The organism is Pandoraea sp. (assembly GCF_041919235.1).
Classification (GTDB): Bacteria; Pseudomonadota; Gammaproteobacteria; order Burkholderiales; family Burkholderiaceae; genus Pandoraea.
This window is the reverse complement of the sequence record NZ_JAYRUC010000032.1, coordinates 26301-40552: the sequence shown is the minus strand read 5'-3', so window position 1 is coordinate 40552 and position 14252 is coordinate 26301. Positions and strand designations below refer to the sequence as shown.

The following is a 14252-nucleotide window of genomic DNA, read 5'->3' as shown; positions in this document are numbered from 1 at the left end:
ATCAGTTGACTCCAGCGTCAGGCTTGGAAGAGTTGGGTCCACGGCTGCGCATCGCTGACCATTGCGATGCGTCCACCATCGTGAGAATCCATGTAAATGCCGAAGTGGCCCCCGGCGGTTTCGCGCACGTAGCGGCGCACCATCGATCGAATTTCGCGTGACGTGATGTCGTCGTAGGGCAACCGGTCGAACGGGAAGAAGCGGAAGTTCGGTGGCAACTCGTCCTGCAAGAGCGGTTGCGCGAGTCGCGCCCGATACATCAGATAGCCGGGATCGCTCTCGGCGGTGTCGAACACCGAGTAGAGGAAGGTGTCGTGCGGCACCAGCGCGAGTTCGCCGCCACCGGCGAGCGGCAGGCGTCCGTTCGCGAGACGGCGCGGCGCGCTGGGCAGCACCCATCCGCCCTTGCCGTCCTGCGCGAGCAGCAGGCTTCCGTTCGCGTCGATCAGATAACCGACTATCATGTCGTGCGACGACAGCCAGCCCGGCGGCAACGGATCTTTCACATGAGCGTAGCGGCCACGGCAGAAGCCGAGCGGCGCGGCCGGGCTGGTGCCGAACGCCTGAATCTGGCCGATCAGGATGGCGTGATCGCCGGCGTCGACGCGGTTGTGCACGATGCAGTCGAACCACGTCAGGCAGTCAGTCAGGACCGGCGCGCCCGTGTGGACTACGTCATGCCCGACCGTCGTGAACTTCTCCGCCGACTTCGATGCGAACAGGTTCGACACGTCGGTCTGTGCGTCATGCAGCAGATTGACGGCGAAGTGTTCCGCGCGCTGGAACACCGGATAGCTCGCCGCACTCTTGCCGATACACACGAGCAACAGCGGCGGATCGAGCGAGACGGATGTGAAGGAGTTGGCGGTCATGCCGCGCGGACGGCCTTCTTCGTCACGGGTCGTGACGACGGTCACGCCGGTCACGAACGTTCCGAGCGCGCGGCGCAGCGCCACCGGGTCGATGGCGGAAATCGCCGGGGTGGTCCCAGCACCGGCCGCCGGCGTCTGGCTCTGTTGGGTGACAGCTTGCATGTCGTTCACCTCGAAACGTCATTACGTTGAGGTCAACGATATGCGAGGACTTTTTTGTCGGCTTCCGTCGAATCGCAGGAGAAGCGAAGTAATTTACTCTCGATTGCGCGGCAGGGTTTTCATGGATACGGTCGCCACACGCCCGCCAGCATGCAGGCTCGACGCGGCAGGCATTGCTTTTGCCTTCACCGCTCCGGTGGATGATGCGGCCCCCGGTGCGGTGGGAACCGCGCGCTTCGTCAGCGCATGCAGATGAATCGCAAGCTCCACCGCGAAGCGACGCTCCGGTGTCTCCACGTCGATGCCGAACAACTCCTGAATACGCGCGAGGCGATAGCGTAGCGTGGTGACGTGAAGTCCCATCGCGTCGGCGCACGGCTGACTGCGGCAGCCGGAGCGCACGTATTCCGCCAGCGTCTCGAGGTACGGCGATCCCGACTGCCGGTCGTGTTCGACGAGCTTACCGATGGTGCCGTCTACAAAGCCGTGGACGTCCGACGAATCGGCCGCGCCCATGAGCATCGGCAAGGGGCCCAGGCCCGGCATGTCCAGTGGGCCGCTGCGACCAAACTTGCGCGCCACGCGAATCATGCGCCAGCAACGCTCCCATTCGCGCGCGAGCGGCTCCAGCCCTTCGCAGAGGTCGCTCATCACGACGATAGGCTCGCGTCCCAGTGACCGTGCCAGCGCCTCGCTCATGCGCTTGGCGAGGCGGGCGAGCGCGGCGGCGTCTGCCGAACCGTCCTGGGGCACCAGACACACCAGACCGCCTCCGATCGTCACGATATGCATCGGCACATTCAACTGACGGGCAAGCAATTCGACGGTGCTATGGCTTTCCAGCGACAGATGCCCGGCGGCGCGGCCTGCGGCCGCATTCGTTCGCTGATCGGGATAATCGACGACCATCATGCGCAGCGGCGCATCGAGTGCGACGACGAGATGGCGGGCGCGGCTGATCACATCGTCCTCATCTCGCCAGCGGCGCTCCACTATCTCGAAGAACAACTCGGTGAGCGTGCGGGTCTCGAACCGGAACCGCACCACGCTGCGCATCAGTTGAACGCTCAGCGCAAAGCGGGCGCTCTCCAACAGCAACTGCTGGAGGTCGCTCAGCGCTTCGTCGCCGAACGTGAGCAGCGCGCCAACGAGATCGTCGTCGACGGTCAACGGTTCAATGCCCGCGCCGACGGTGACCTGACCGGGCTGACGGCCTAGCGGCACGTCGAGGCGCGTCTGACGGTAGCGTTGCAGGGCGTCGCGCACGGTACCGCTGAGCTCTCGCCCCTGCGCGCCGGACAGCCAGCGTGTCCACGCCGCATCGTCCATCAGCGAGGGAACGGGCGACGCCGACGCGTGCCATTGATTGGCAAGGAAGTCGATGACGAGCACAGGGCGTCCGATCAGATCGCTCAGCGACGACGTCAACTGATCGAACGAGCCGCCGGCGAGCACATCGCCCAGCAACGTGCGTTGCGCTTCGAGCGTACGTTGCAGACGCTCGTGCGCCATCACCTGTGCGCGCTGCCGGTGAGCGCGCTCCACCGCAATCGCGCCGAGATGCACGACCGTCGACATGAAGGTGAGGTCGTCCTCGCCGACGTCGCGCACCTTGCGCGACGCGACCGTCAGCACCATCGGCCGGCCTTCCGTGTCGCGCGAGGCCATCGGCAGTACCAGCACCGTCCGGTAGCCGCGCTCGCGCGCTTCGCGCCGGTAGCCAAGGAATTGCGTGCTCTCCAGTGCATCGCGAATATAGACGGGTTCGTTCGTCTGCAAGGCGATGAGCGACGGACTGGTCGCCAGCTCCCAGCGGTCTTCGACATGCTGCGGCAGCATGCTCGTCTCGAAGCGCGTGATCACGAGCCCGTAGCCGTGTGCGAGATCGATGCTCATGACCGAGCCGAGATCCCAACCGCCTTGCTGCACCGCGCCACGCACGAGATCGCGAAACAGTGCGTCGATGTCTTCGTCGTTGCTGATCTGACTGGCGACATGGCGCAATGCCATGAGCCGTTGGTGATGTTCCGGCATTGCTTGTCTCCTTTTCTGCCAAAAAATCTACACCAAAGCGACGGAAGAAAAAAAACATCTTCCGACGTTCCAGCGGAAGACCGACCCCTTCGGGCGCAATAGCATGAGTCTCATCGGCAAGCCACGGACGTTTGCCACGTTTTCCCCAGGCGCCCGGATCGCCGCGGCGCACATCCTTCGAGCCGCTTCGCCGCCTGTGCGGCAGGTGACGGCATCTGTACTGCAGCGCAACAGGAGACACCCGTGAAACAAGAGCTTCGCAAGATCGCAACGTACGTCGAGACCACTTACCGTGAAGGCGGTAAGGCAGCCGAGACGCCGGTGACGACGGTCGTTGTCGCCGCCGTAATCCGCAATCCATGGGCCGATCAGGGATTCGTCGAAAATCTGCGCCCGGAAATTCTGCGTCTCGCCCCGGAGCTTGGCGCGCTCATGACGCAACGTCTGGTCAACGTCATCCCCGGCGAGCGTTTGGAGGCATACGGCAAGGCGGCTGTCGTCGGCACGAACGGCGAAATCGAGCATGCGTCGGCCATTATCCACACGCTGCGCTTCGGCAATCTGTTCCGCACCGCCGTGAACGGCACGGCCTTCCTGCCGTTCACCAACACGCGCGTCGGCCCGGGCACGCTGGTGTCGGTGCCGATGATTCACAAATCGGAAACGGGCAAGCGTTCGCACTTCATCACGGCGACGTTCCAGATGACGGATGCCCCTGGCCCCGACGAAATCCTGCTGGCGATTGGCGCGTCCGACGGCGGCCGCGTGCATCCGCGCATCGCCGACCGCTTTCAGGACATGGAAGAGATGGCGAACGACGCTGCCACCGCGGCCGCCACAGCCTGAACGAGCGCCACGATGCCGCCCGTCATTGCCTTCCTTAGCCGGATGTCTGCGGACTATCAACGTCCGTACCTCGACGCCCTGCGCGCGGCGCTGCCCGGCGAGATCGTCGCGCCGCTGGCCGAACTGTCCGCGTCGCAGCGCGAGCAGGCGTCCGTTGCCATCGTCGCGAATCCGGATCCAGCGGACGTGATGGCCCTGCCAGGCTTGCTATGGATACAGAGCCTTTGGGCCGGCGTGGAATCGCTCATCGCAGCGCTCCCGTCGGACAGTCCGCCGATCATGCGGCTGATCGATCCCGAGATGTCGCGCACGATGGCCGAGGCCGTGCTTGCGTGGACCTACTACCTGCAACGCGACATGCCCCGCTACGCGCGTCAGCAAACGCAGCGCGTTTGGTCGCAGCACGCATATCGCAAGCCGTCGCAGACGACTGTGGGGTTGCTCGGACTCGGTGAACTCGGGCAGGCAGCCGCTGCGCGATTGCGCGACGCCGGGTTCGTCGTGCACGGATGGAGTCGTTCGCCGAAGACGCTCGACGGCGTCGAAACGTACGCTCGCGAGAGCGGCCTGAACGCGATGCTCGCTGCAAGCGACATCGTCATCAGCCTGATTCCGTTGACGGCGCAAACCCGAGGGATGCTGGACGCGGAGCGCCTCGGTCGCCTGAAACCGGGCGCCTCGCTCATCAATTTCTCGCGTGGCCCTGTGATCGTGACGACTGCCTTGCTCGACGCCCTCGACCGGGGCCACCTCGCGCACGCCGTGCTCGACGTGTTCGACGTCGAACCGCTGCCGGTCGATTCGTCGTTCTGGGACCATCCACGCGTGACGGTGCTGCCGCACATCTCGGCACCGACAGATCACGACACGGCAGCGCAAGTGATCGCCGATAACATTCGCGACTTTCGCGAAACGGGACGAATCCCCAGCAACGTCAACCTGACGCGAGGTTATTGAGCATGCATCGCGATCAGGAGGTTCTCGCACTCCCGCCGCGCGTCTATCCGAGCGTCGATTTTCGTCAGGACGGCGTTCAGCACGGCTTTCTGAAAGTCCCGCACTCGAACGATACGAGCGCGTGGGGGGCAGTGATGGTGCCGATCACCGTCATCCGGCGTGGCGATGGTCCCGTCGCTTTACTCACCGGCGGCAATCATGGCGACGAGTACGAAGGGCCTATCGTGCTATCGCGACTGGCGAATGCCCTCAAGGCACGCGACGTCACCGGCACCGTCATCATCGTGCCGTTCATGAACACGCCTGCTGTGCACGCGGGAAAACGCACGTCACCGCTCGACGGCGGCAATCTGAATCGCGCCTTCCCGGGGCGCGCCGACGGCTCGGTCACCGAGCGTATGGCCGACTACTTCTCCCGTTGCCTGCTGCCCATGGCGGACGTCGTGCTCGACATCCATTCCGGAGGTCGTACGCTTGACTTCCTGCCGTTCGCCGCCATCCACGAACTGAACGACACCGAGCAGCAAGCCCGTTGCGACGCCGCGATGCAGGCCTTCGGCGCGCCCCATTCGCTGCGCATGCGAGATCCCGATTCTCACGGACTTTACGACAACGCGGCGGAAGCGCAGAGCAAGGTGTTCGTCACGACGGAGCTCGGCGGCGGCGGAACGGCGAGTGCAGGCAACGTCGCAATCGCGCATCGCGGCGTGTATGGCGTGCTCGTGCAGGCGGGCATCGTGCCGGCCGACGTGGCATGGCGCGACGGCGCTGACGCCTCGACCCGAGCAACGTCGGTACAACTCTCCATGCCTGGCGACGACTGCTACCTCACAAGCGAACACGACGGGCTGCTCGAAATGCTCCACGAGCTCGGCGCGATGGTGAAGCGTTGCGACGTCATTGCGCGCATTCACGACGTGACACGTACGGGCGTAGCGCCGGTCGAGTACCGCGCCAGACGCGATGGTATGCTGATCGGCCGACACTTTCCGGGCCGCGTCAGCATCGGCGACACGCTCTGCGTTCTGGCTGACGTGCTACCGAAGGCGTAGCGTCAACGATTCGCGTACGCCGCAGCGCCCTCTCTAAAGCGTTCCGCCTATGGTGAAACTCGACCGTTTCGACATCGCTATCCTGAGTGTGCTTGCCCGCGAAGGCCGCATCACCAAATCGCGTCTGGCCGAGCTGATCCACCTGTCCGTCTCGCCTACGTGGGAGCGCGTGCAGCGTCTCGAAGCGGCAGGGGTGATTCGCGGCTATCGCGCCGACGTCGACTGGAGCGGCGTGATGCATGTCAGCCGTATCATCGTCGAGATCACGCTCGCGCGGCATACCGCGCACGACATGAACCGCTTCGAGGCGCGCTTGTGCGACGCCCCCGAGGTCGTGCAATGCCACGCCACAGGCGGTGGCGTCGACTACATCGTGCACGTGCTCGCGCGCGACATCGATCATTACCAGCGTTTCATCGACGACCTGCTGATGGCGGACTTGGGCATCGAGCGCTACTTCACGTACGTCGTCACCAAAGTCGTCAAAGTCCAGACGCACGCGATCCCCGGCTGGGTCGACGCCGACTGATCACCGTCCGCGAAATCTTTCTCGCCGGGCACGGCGAAATCAGAAGAAAGCCGAAGTCCGCACTATCCGAACAGAAAAAACACCGGGCCTTCGCCCCCGACAATCTCTTCATGACGAATGAACGCCATGTCAGGAGATTGCCGATTCCAGACGTCGGGACAGGACTGCTGCGCCGCGAACCGGATTTTCGTCGCGTGCTCGCGCTATGGGGGCGTTTGTGGATCGCTATACGCAAGCGGTCGCGCGGTTACGCGTCGGTCCGGCGTTTTGCGCGAACGTCGATATCGGGCCACTCATGCATCAGGCGGCGTTCGACGCGACCGCCGCCCGCGTGGAAGACGCACGCCGCAAGGGTGCCCAGATCACCGTCGGCGGCGAGCCGCATCCGCTCGGCGGCTGGTTCTACAGCCCGACCGTCGTTGCCGCCGCCGCCCCCGGCATGCGCATCTACGACGAAGAAAACGTTGGCCCGATTTCCGCAGTGTGCGCGTTCGACTCGCTCGACGAGGTCGTCACCCGGGCCAACGACACGGAGTACGGCCTTGCCGCTTGCGTCTGCGGACGACGCGTGGACGAGATTTTTGCGCTGATCCGACGCCTCGAATTCGCGATGGTAGGCGTCAATGGCGCGAAGTTCACTGGCGCGCCGGTGCCGTTCGGCGGCATCAAGGCGTCTGGCCTCGGCCGCGAAGGCGGCATGGACGGGTTCGAGCCGTTCACCGAAACCAAGTACTTCTGCCTCGGCAATCTCGGCATCCCCATGCATCGCGCCTGATTCGCTCGTCCGCATTCATTTTTCGCTTCATTGATATCAAGGAGACGTCCCATGACCGCCTCGACCGAGCAATTGTTCGCGCAGGACCGCGCACACTTCATGCACCCGTCCACGCACGCGGCCGATCACGCTAGCGGCACGCTGCCGGGCAAGATCATCCGCACCGCACAGGGCATGCGCATCGAAGACCACGAGGGCCGCCGCTATCTCGACGCCTTCGCCGGCCTCTACTGCGTGAACATCGGCTACGGCCGCACGGAAGTGGCTGACGCCATCCACAAGCAGGCGTCGTCGCTCGCCTACTACCACACGTATGTGGGCCACTCGACCGACGCCATCATCGAGTTGTCGAAGCGCATCATCGACTGGTCGCCCGACGGCATGAAGAAGGTCTATTACGGTTTGTCCGGCTCGGATGCGAACGAAACGCAGATCAAGATCGTCTGGTACTACAACAATGTGCTCGGACGTCCGCAAAAGAAGAAGATCATTTCGCGCGAGCGCGGCTATCACGGCTCCGGCATCGTCACCGGCAGCCTGACCGGGCTGCCGAGCTTCCACCAGCACTTCGACCTGCCGGTCGAGCGAGTGCATCACACCATTTGCCCACACTGGTACCGCAAGGCGCCCGCCGGTATGAGCGAGCAGGCGTTCGTGGCGCATTGCGTCGAGGAGTTGGAGAAGCTGATCGCCCGCGAAGGCGCCGACACAATTGCGGCGTTCATCGGTGAGCCGGTGATGGGCACCGGCGGCATCATCGCACCGCCTGCCGGTTATTGGGAGGCGATTCAGGCCGTGCTGCGCCGTCACGACATTCTGCTCATCGCAGACGAAGTCGTGTGTGGTTTTGGCCGTCTCGGGTCGTCAATGGGCTCGCAGCACTACGGCATGACGCCGGATCTCATCACCATCGCCAAGGGGCTGACGAGCGCATATGCGCCGCTCTCCGGCGTCATCGTGGGCGAGCGCGTTTGGGATGTGATCGAACGCGGTTCGCGCGAGAGCGGCCCGATGGGCCACGGCTGGACGTACTCCGGACACCCGATCTGCGCCGCAGCGGCACTCGCCAACCTTGACATTCTGGAGCGCGAGAATCTGGCGCAGAACGCGGCCGACGCCGGCAAGTACTTCGGCGAGAAGTTGCATGCGGCGTTCGACGCGCATCCGCTCGTGGGCGAGGTGCGTGCCGTCGGCATGCTGGCGGCGGTCGAGTTCATGGCGGATGGTGCGGCACGTCAGCCGTTCGACGCCGCGATGAAGATCGGCCCGCGCGTGTCCGCCGCCGCACTGGCCCGCGGCATGATCGCGCGCGCCATGCCACACGGCGACATTCTCGGCTTCGCCCCGCCGCTGATCGCCACGCGGGCTGACGTCGACGAGATGGTTAGCATTGCTCGCGCCGCAGTGGACGACGTTGCAGAGCAGGTGCTGCGGTAAAGCATGCCTCTCCACGAGAAGCAGCACATTGCGCACGCCGTCTCCATCGGTTCGTAGGATGACCTCGAATTTCGGTGCGCCTTTAATGGGATGACATGGTGGCCCGCGCGCAACACGCTGCGGGTCGCGACTCCGTTCCCCAACATTTCGATGAGGTGCCGCGTATGTCCAACGAATCGCTGATCGATGCCGATCGCCAGTTTCTGATTCACCCTGTTGCAGACTACCGCGCGCATGAAGCGCAGGGCGCGACGGTGCTCACCAGCGGCAACGGCGCCTGGTTGCACGACGCGGACGGCAACGCCCTGCTCGATGGATTCGCCGGGCTGTGGTGCGTCAATACCGGGTACGGACAGCCGTCCATCGTCAAGGCGGCGACGGAGCAATTGAACCGGTTGCCCTACGCGACAGGCTATTTCGGCTTTGCCTCTGCACCGGCCATCACGCTCGCGCAGAAACTCGTGGAACTGACGCCGCCGTCGTTGCAGCACGTCTACTTCACGCTCGGCGGCTCGGATGCCGTCGACGCCGCTGTCCGCTTCATCACCCATTACTACAACGCCATCGGCAAGCCGGCCAAGAAGCACTTCATTGCGCTTGAGCGCGGGTATCATGGGTCGTCGTCCACCGGTGCCGGACTGACCGCACTGTCTGCCTTCCATCGCAACTTCGATCTGCCGCTGGCGACGCAACATCACATCCCGTCGCCCTATCCGTACCGAAGCGCCACACCCGACGATCCGCAGGCGATCATTGCCGCCTCGGTCGCTGCGCTCGAAGCAAAGGTCGGTGAACTCGGTGCGGAGCACGTCGCGGCGTTCTTCTGCGAACCGGTGCAGGGCTCCGGCGGCGTGATCGTGCCGCCCAAAGACTGGCTGCGCGCCATGCGCGACGCCTGCAAGCGCCTCGACATCCTGTTCGTTGCCGACGAAGTCATCACTGGCTTCGGGCGCACCGGGCCGATGTTCGCCTGCGAAGCAGAAGACGTCTCTCCCGATCTGATGACGCTCGCCAAGGGACTGACCGCCGGTTACGCGCCGATGGGCGCAGTGCTGATGTCCGACGCCATTTATCAGGCCATCGCCGACGCGGCGAAAGGCTCTCCCGTAGGGCATGGTCAGACGTACTCTGCGCACCCGGTGAGCGCGGCCATCGGTCTCGCATGTCTGAAGCTCTATGTTGAAGACGGTCTGCTGGCAAACGGTAAGGCACACGGCAAGACGTTTGCCGACGGTCTCGACGCACTCCTCGATCATCCGTTGGTCGGTGACTCGCGTCATCGCGGCTTGCTCGGCGCGCTCGAACTCGTCGCCGACAAGGCGACGCGCCAACGCTTCGATCCGTCACTCAAACTCCATGAGCGCATCGGCGCGGCGGCGTATCGCAACGGCGTGATTTTCCGCGCGTTCGGCGACAACATCCTTGGCTTCGCCCCGGCCCTGTGTTTCACGGCGGACGACTTCGCCGAACTGTTCGCCCGCGTGCGCGCCACGCTCGACGACGTACTCGAAGCGGCCGACGTGCGCGCCGCGCTTCATGGCTGAACGTCGCGGCCCGTCTAGAACCCGCATCCCATTCGCCCCATTCCGGAGACTCGCCCGTATGTCGCTTTCCCTGTCACGCCCCGATTTGATGCGCCGCCAGAACCTGATCAACGGCGAATGGGCCGATGCCCGCGATGCTCGCCGCTACCCCGTGCACAACCCGGCCAGCGATGCGTTGCTGGCGGACGTGGCCGACAGCACGGCCATCGATGCGCGCGCCGCGACCGACGCCGCCTACCGTGCGCTTCCCGCCTGGCGTCACAAGCTGCCGCGCGAACGCGCCGAGGTGCTCAAGCGCTGGCATGCTCTGATTCTCGCGAACGCGGACGATCTCGCCACGTTGATCTCTCTCGAACAAGGCAAGCCGCTTTCCGAGGCTCGCGGCGAAGTGGCTTACGGTGCCTCGTATGTCGACTGGTTCGCGGGCGAGGCGACACGCGTCTACGGCGATATCATTCCGCAGCAGCAACCCGGCAAGCGCATGATGGCGGTGAAGGAGCCTATCGGCGTCGTCGCCGCCATCACGCCCTGGAACTTCCCCCTCGCGATGATCGCGCGAAAGATTGCGCCGGCGCTAGCCGTCGGTTGCACGGTGGTCGCCAAACCCGCCGAGGACACGCCGCTCACCGCGCTCGCGCTGGCGGCACTCGCCGTCGAGGCCGGTGTGTCGCCGGGGGTACTCAACGTGATTACGGCGTCGCGCACGCGCGGCATCGATTCCGTTGCGGATTGGCTGGCAGACGACCGCGTGCGCAAAATGACTTTCACCGGCTCGACGGCCGTGGGCATTCATCTCGCGCGCGAATCGGCCGGCACGCTCAAGAAGCTCTCGCTGGAACTCGGCGGCAACGCCCCGTTCATCGTGTTCGACGATGCCGATCTGGAGTCGGCGGTCGTGGGTCTGATGGCGTCAAAGTTCCGGAATGGCGGACAGACCTGCGTTTGTCCGAATCGCGTGTATGTGCAGGCGGGCGTCTACGAGCGGTTCGCTTCACTGCTGGCCAAACGGGTGGAGGCGTTGCACGTCGCGCCCGCGAGCGATGCCAATGCGCAGATCGGACCGATGATCAACCCTCGGGCGGTCGAGAAGATCGGTCGTCATGTCGACGATGCGCTCTCACATGGCGCAACCGCTCTGACCGGTGGCGCGACGCTGCCGTTGCTTGGCCCCAACTACTTCGCACCGACCGTGCTGGCCGACGTGAACGACAGCATGCTCGTCAGTCAAGAGGAAACGTTCGGGCCGGTGGTTCCGCTGTTCCGTTTCGAGACTGAGGATGAAGCGATCCACAGAGCCAACGACACTCCTTTCGGGCTGGCGGCATACTTCTACACACAGGATATGCGCCGCGCTCAGCGGGTCGCGCAACGTCTCGAAGCCGGAGTTATCGGAATGAACGAAGGAGCCGTGTCGAGCGAAGCCGCTCCGTTCGGGGGCGTGAAAGCGTCCGGCTATGGACGCGAGGGATCGAAGTACGGGCTGGACGATTACCTGTCTATCAAGTACGTCTGTCAGGGCGGGCTGGACTGATCTGCGGCTCGCGGATCACCTCGATCACCGGCGTATTCTTGCTTGGCGCCTGCAACGCATAGCTCAAGTTCGAACGACTTGCGTGTATTCCAGTTGTTGGACGGACTTGGCGTTGACTCGATATGTCGAACAATCCTTGCCTCCGAAGTAGTCCAGGATTTTGTCCGCATCCCCGGTGGGGCAGTTTTACATCGGCGCTAACACGCACGACGGAAGCAGCCATAATTCCGATACTATGGAAATATCCAGTTGACCACGGGCTCCGCTCGACCGACGATGCAACAGACCTTCTCAGCCGACGTTTGCGTCATCGGCGGTGGCCAGTCAGCGCTGGCGGTGGCCTACTTCTTGCGCCGCGCCGCAATCGATTATGTCGTGTTGGACGAACAGCCATCCCCTGGCGGCGCGTGGCAACACACGTGGGACTCGTTGCGGCTTTTCTCGCCAGCGCAATGGAGTTCTCTGCCCGGGTGGCTGATGCCCCCCGGCGACGACGAGTATCCATCGCGCAACGATGTAATGCACTACCTGAGCGAGTATGAACGCCGTTACCAGATTCCGGTTCGGCGGCCCGTTCATGTGTCATCCGTGAAGCGCTCCGAAGCCGGCTTGACGGTTGAGACCAACGCGGGAAGCTGGCTCGCCCAGACCGTCGTCAGCGCGACGGGAACGTGGAAGACCCCCTACATTCCCGCTTACCCGGGGCAAGAACGGTTTCTAGGCCGACAACTGCACTCAGCCGATTATCGAAACCCTGACGACTTGCACGGGAAGTCCGTTCTGGTCGTCGGGGGCGGCAATTCGGGCGCTCAAATATTGGCCGAGGTGTCGCAAGTCTGTCACGCGACGTGGGTGACGATGGAGGCACCCCGCTTCCTGCCAGATGAAGTCGACGGCCGCGTGCTGTTCGAACGCGCCACGCAACAGTGGAAGGCCCATCGCGAAGGGAAGCCGGCGCCTGCACCTACCGGCGGTCTTGGCGACGTCGTCATGGTGAAGAGCGTGAAAGAAGCCCGCGCCAGAGGCGTCCTCCATTCGGTGCGCCCCTTCTCGCACTTCGAACCCGATGGTGTCGTGTGGCCCGACGGTTCGCACTCTCGCGTGGATGTCGTCATCTGGTGCACCGGTTTTCGCCCGGCGCTGGACCATCTCGACGCGCTCGGCGTCCGCGAGCCCGACGGACGCGTGGCGACCGATGGCACCCGTGCAACGCGCGAGCCGCGTCTGTGGCTCGTCGGGTACGGCGAGTGGACGGGCTTTGCGTCGGCAACGCTCATCGGCGTCATGCGCGGCGCCAGAGACACCGCCAGTCAGATTGCACAATACCTCGCATCGATTCGAGAGCGGAGCCGTTCTTGAAAGTCATGGTGCACCGCTGCACCACTGCACCACTGCGGCGGTGCTCCTGCCAGCCGCCCTAACGGATCAGAACGCGAGTCGGGTCAGCATCGTTGATACCACCGTCGCGACGCATTGACGATCTTCACGACCGCGAGCATGAGCGGCACTTCGATGAGCACGCCGACAACGGTGGCCAGCGCAGCACCGGACTTGAGTCCAAACAGGCCGATTGCCGTGGCGACGGCCAACTCAAAGAAGTTCGATGCGCCAATCAGGCAGGACGGTGCGGCAACCTCGTGGGCAACGCCGAGCTTGCGATTCGCCAGATAGGCGAGCGAGGCGTTGAGCACGACCTGAATCAGGATGGGCACCGCAAGCAGCACGATCACCCCCGGTTGCTCGATGATTTGCTCACCCTGGAATGCAAACAGCAGCACCAGCGTAAGCAGCAACGCCGCTATCGAGAACGGCCCGATCCTGGCTAACGCGCGCTGGAAGCTCACGTTTCCCTTGGACAACAACAGCTTGCGAATGACCTGCGCAATGATGACCGGGATCACGATGTAGAGAACCACCGAGGTGAGTAGCGTATCCCAAGGCACCGCAATGTTGGAGATGCCAAGCAGCAAACCCACGATGGGCGCAAAGGCGAATACCATGATCAGGTCGTTCAGGGCGACCTGCGAGAGCGTGAAATACGGGTCGCCCTTCGTCAATTGGCTCCACACGAACACCATCGCCGTACACGGCGCAGCAGCCAGCAGAATCAAGCCTGCGACATAGCTGTCCAGTTGGTCCGCCGGCAGCATCGAGGCAAACGCGTGTCGCACGAAAACCCACGCCAGGAACGCCATGGTAAAGGGCTTCACGGCCCAGTTGATGACGAGCGTGACGCCAATACCCTTGAGCTGGCTGCGGACTTGGCCCAACGAGGCGAAGTCGATTCGCAAAAGCATCGGGATAATCATCACCCAGATGAGGATGCCCACCGGAAGGTTGACGTGCGCTACCTCAAGCGCGGAAATCGCTTGCACCGCACCGGGCATCAGCTTGCCAAGTCCGATGCCCGCAACGATGCACAGCCCAACCCACACGGACAGGTATCGCTCAAAGTATCCGATGCCGCTCGGTTCTGGCGCCGACGGCGTGCCGACGGTTCGACGCTCCGACAT

11 protein-coding genes and 1 pseudogene are annotated in these 14252 nt (G+C 63.9%); 9 read left to right on the top strand and 3 right to left on the bottom strand.

The window, feature by feature from the left end; translation table 11 throughout:
• Positions 1–17: 17 nt before the first annotated feature.
• Together ACE3UG_RS20630 and ACE3UG_RS20625 are read right to left on the bottom strand one after the other, a co-directional pair.
• Positions 18–1034, bottom strand: coding sequence for a flavin reductase family protein (locus tag ACE3UG_RS20630; protein WP_374627424.1), 1017 nt, complete (start codon positions 1032–1034; stop codon positions 18–20).
• Between the two features lie 93 nt (positions 1035–1127).
• The gene (locus tag ACE3UG_RS20625; protein WP_374627422.1) at positions 1128–3068 is read right to left on the bottom strand and encodes a helix-turn-helix domain-containing protein; all 1941 of its coding nucleotides are present in this window, start codon (positions 3066–3068) and stop codon (positions 1128–1130) included.
• Positions 3069–3311: 243 nt separating this feature from the next.
• Here ACE3UG_RS20625 and ACE3UG_RS20620 point away from each other — a divergent pair, with 243 nt between their 5' ends.
• From ACE3UG_RS20620 to ACE3UG_RS20580, 9 genes and pseudogenes are all read left to right on the top strand, one after another.
• Entirely contained in the window at positions 3312–3914 is a 603-nt protein-coding gene (locus ACE3UG_RS20620) for an amino acid synthesis family protein (protein ID WP_374627420.1), read from the top strand.
• A 12-nt stretch (positions 3915–3926) separates the two neighbouring features.
• A complete protein-coding gene (locus ACE3UG_RS20615; protein WP_374627418.1) occupies positions 3927–4871 on the top strand; it encodes a 2-hydroxyacid dehydrogenase in 945 nt (314 codons plus the stop codon).
• 2 nt (positions 4872–4873) lie between these two features.
• Positions 4874–5923, top strand: coding sequence for a N(2)-acetyl-L-2,4-diaminobutanoate deacetylase DoeB (gene doeB / locus ACE3UG_RS20610; protein WP_374627416.1), 1050 nt, complete (start codon positions 4874–4876; stop codon positions 5921–5923).
• A gap of 49 nt (positions 5924–5972) precedes the next feature.
• Complete coding sequence (locus ACE3UG_RS20605) at positions 5973–6452, top strand: Lrp/AsnC family transcriptional regulator (RefSeq protein ID WP_374627413.1); 480 nt, start codon at positions 5973–5975, stop codon at positions 6450–6452.
• Between the two features lie 141 nt (positions 6453–6593).
• Positions 6594–7227: pseudogene (locus tag ACE3UG_RS20600) on the top strand (aldehyde dehydrogenase family protein); the annotation flags it as partial.
• Between the two features lie 51 nt (positions 7228–7278).
• A complete protein-coding gene (locus ACE3UG_RS20595) occupies positions 7279–8664 on the top strand; it encodes an aspartate aminotransferase family protein (protein WP_374627411.1) in 1386 nt (461 codons plus the stop codon).
• Between the two features lie 164 nt (positions 8665–8828).
• Positions 8829–10208 (top strand): aminotransferase class III-fold pyridoxal phosphate-dependent enzyme, encoded by a 1380-nt coding sequence (locus tag ACE3UG_RS20590; protein WP_374627409.1) that lies wholly within the window; start codon positions 8829–8831, stop codon positions 10206–10208.
• Positions 10209–10266: 58 nt separating this feature from the next.
• Positions 10267–11739 carry an NAD-dependent succinate-semialdehyde dehydrogenase gene (locus ACE3UG_RS20585; protein ID WP_374627407.1) on the top strand — a complete coding sequence of 491 codons (1473 nt, stop codon included), beginning with the start codon at positions 10267–10269 and terminating at the stop codon, positions 11737–11739.
• 276 nt (positions 11740–12015) lie between these two features.
• A complete protein-coding gene (locus ACE3UG_RS20580) occupies positions 12016–13098 on the top strand; it encodes an ArsO family NAD(P)H-dependent flavin-containing monooxygenase (protein ID WP_374627405.1) in 1083 nt (360 codons plus the stop codon).
• An 83-nt stretch (positions 13099–13181) separates the two neighbouring features.
• Here the strand turns inward: ACE3UG_RS20580 and arsB are convergent, their stop codons facing one another.
• Positions 13182–14252, bottom strand: coding sequence for an ACR3 family arsenite efflux transporter (arsB, locus tag ACE3UG_RS20575; protein ID WP_374627403.1), 1071 nt, complete (start codon positions 14250–14252; stop codon positions 13182–13184).

Excerpts from the sequence above, each read along its gene's own strand:
- ACE3UG_RS20605 (WP_374627413.1), top strand. The coding sequence starts at position 5,973 with ATGGTGAAACTCGACCGTTTCGACATCGCTATCCTGAGTGTGCTTGCC.
- ACE3UG_RS20580 (WP_374627405.1), top strand. The coding sequence starts at position 12,016 with ATGCAACAGACCTTCTCAGCCGACGTTTGCGTCATCGGCGGTGGCCAG.
- arsB (WP_374627403.1), bottom strand. The coding sequence starts at position 14,252 with ATGTCGGAGCGTCGAACCGTCGGCACGCCGTCGGCGCCAGAACCGAGC.
- ACE3UG_RS20590 (WP_374627409.1), top strand. The coding sequence starts at position 8,829 with ATGTCCAACGAATCGCTGATCGATGCCGATCGCCAGTTTCTGATTCAC.
- ACE3UG_RS20625 (WP_374627422.1), bottom strand. The coding sequence starts at position 3,068 with ATGCCGGAACATCACCAACGGCTCATGGCATTGCGCCATGTCGCCAGT.
- ACE3UG_RS20630 (WP_374627424.1), bottom strand. The coding sequence starts at position 1,034 with ATGCAAGCTGTCACCCAACAGAGCCAGACGCCGGCGGCCGGTGCTGGG.
- ACE3UG_RS20595 (WP_374627411.1), top strand. The coding sequence starts at position 7,279 with ATGACCGCCTCGACCGAGCAATTGTTCGCGCAGGACCGCGCACACTTC.
- doeB (WP_374627416.1), top strand. The coding sequence starts at position 4,874 with ATGCATCGCGATCAGGAGGTTCTCGCACTCCCGCCGCGCGTCTATCCG.
- ACE3UG_RS20585 (WP_374627407.1), top strand. The coding sequence starts at position 10,267 with ATGTCGCTTTCCCTGTCACGCCCCGATTTGATGCGCCGCCAGAACCTG.
- ACE3UG_RS20615 (WP_374627418.1), top strand. The coding sequence starts at position 3,927 with ATGCCGCCCGTCATTGCCTTCCTTAGCCGGATGTCTGCGGACTATCAA.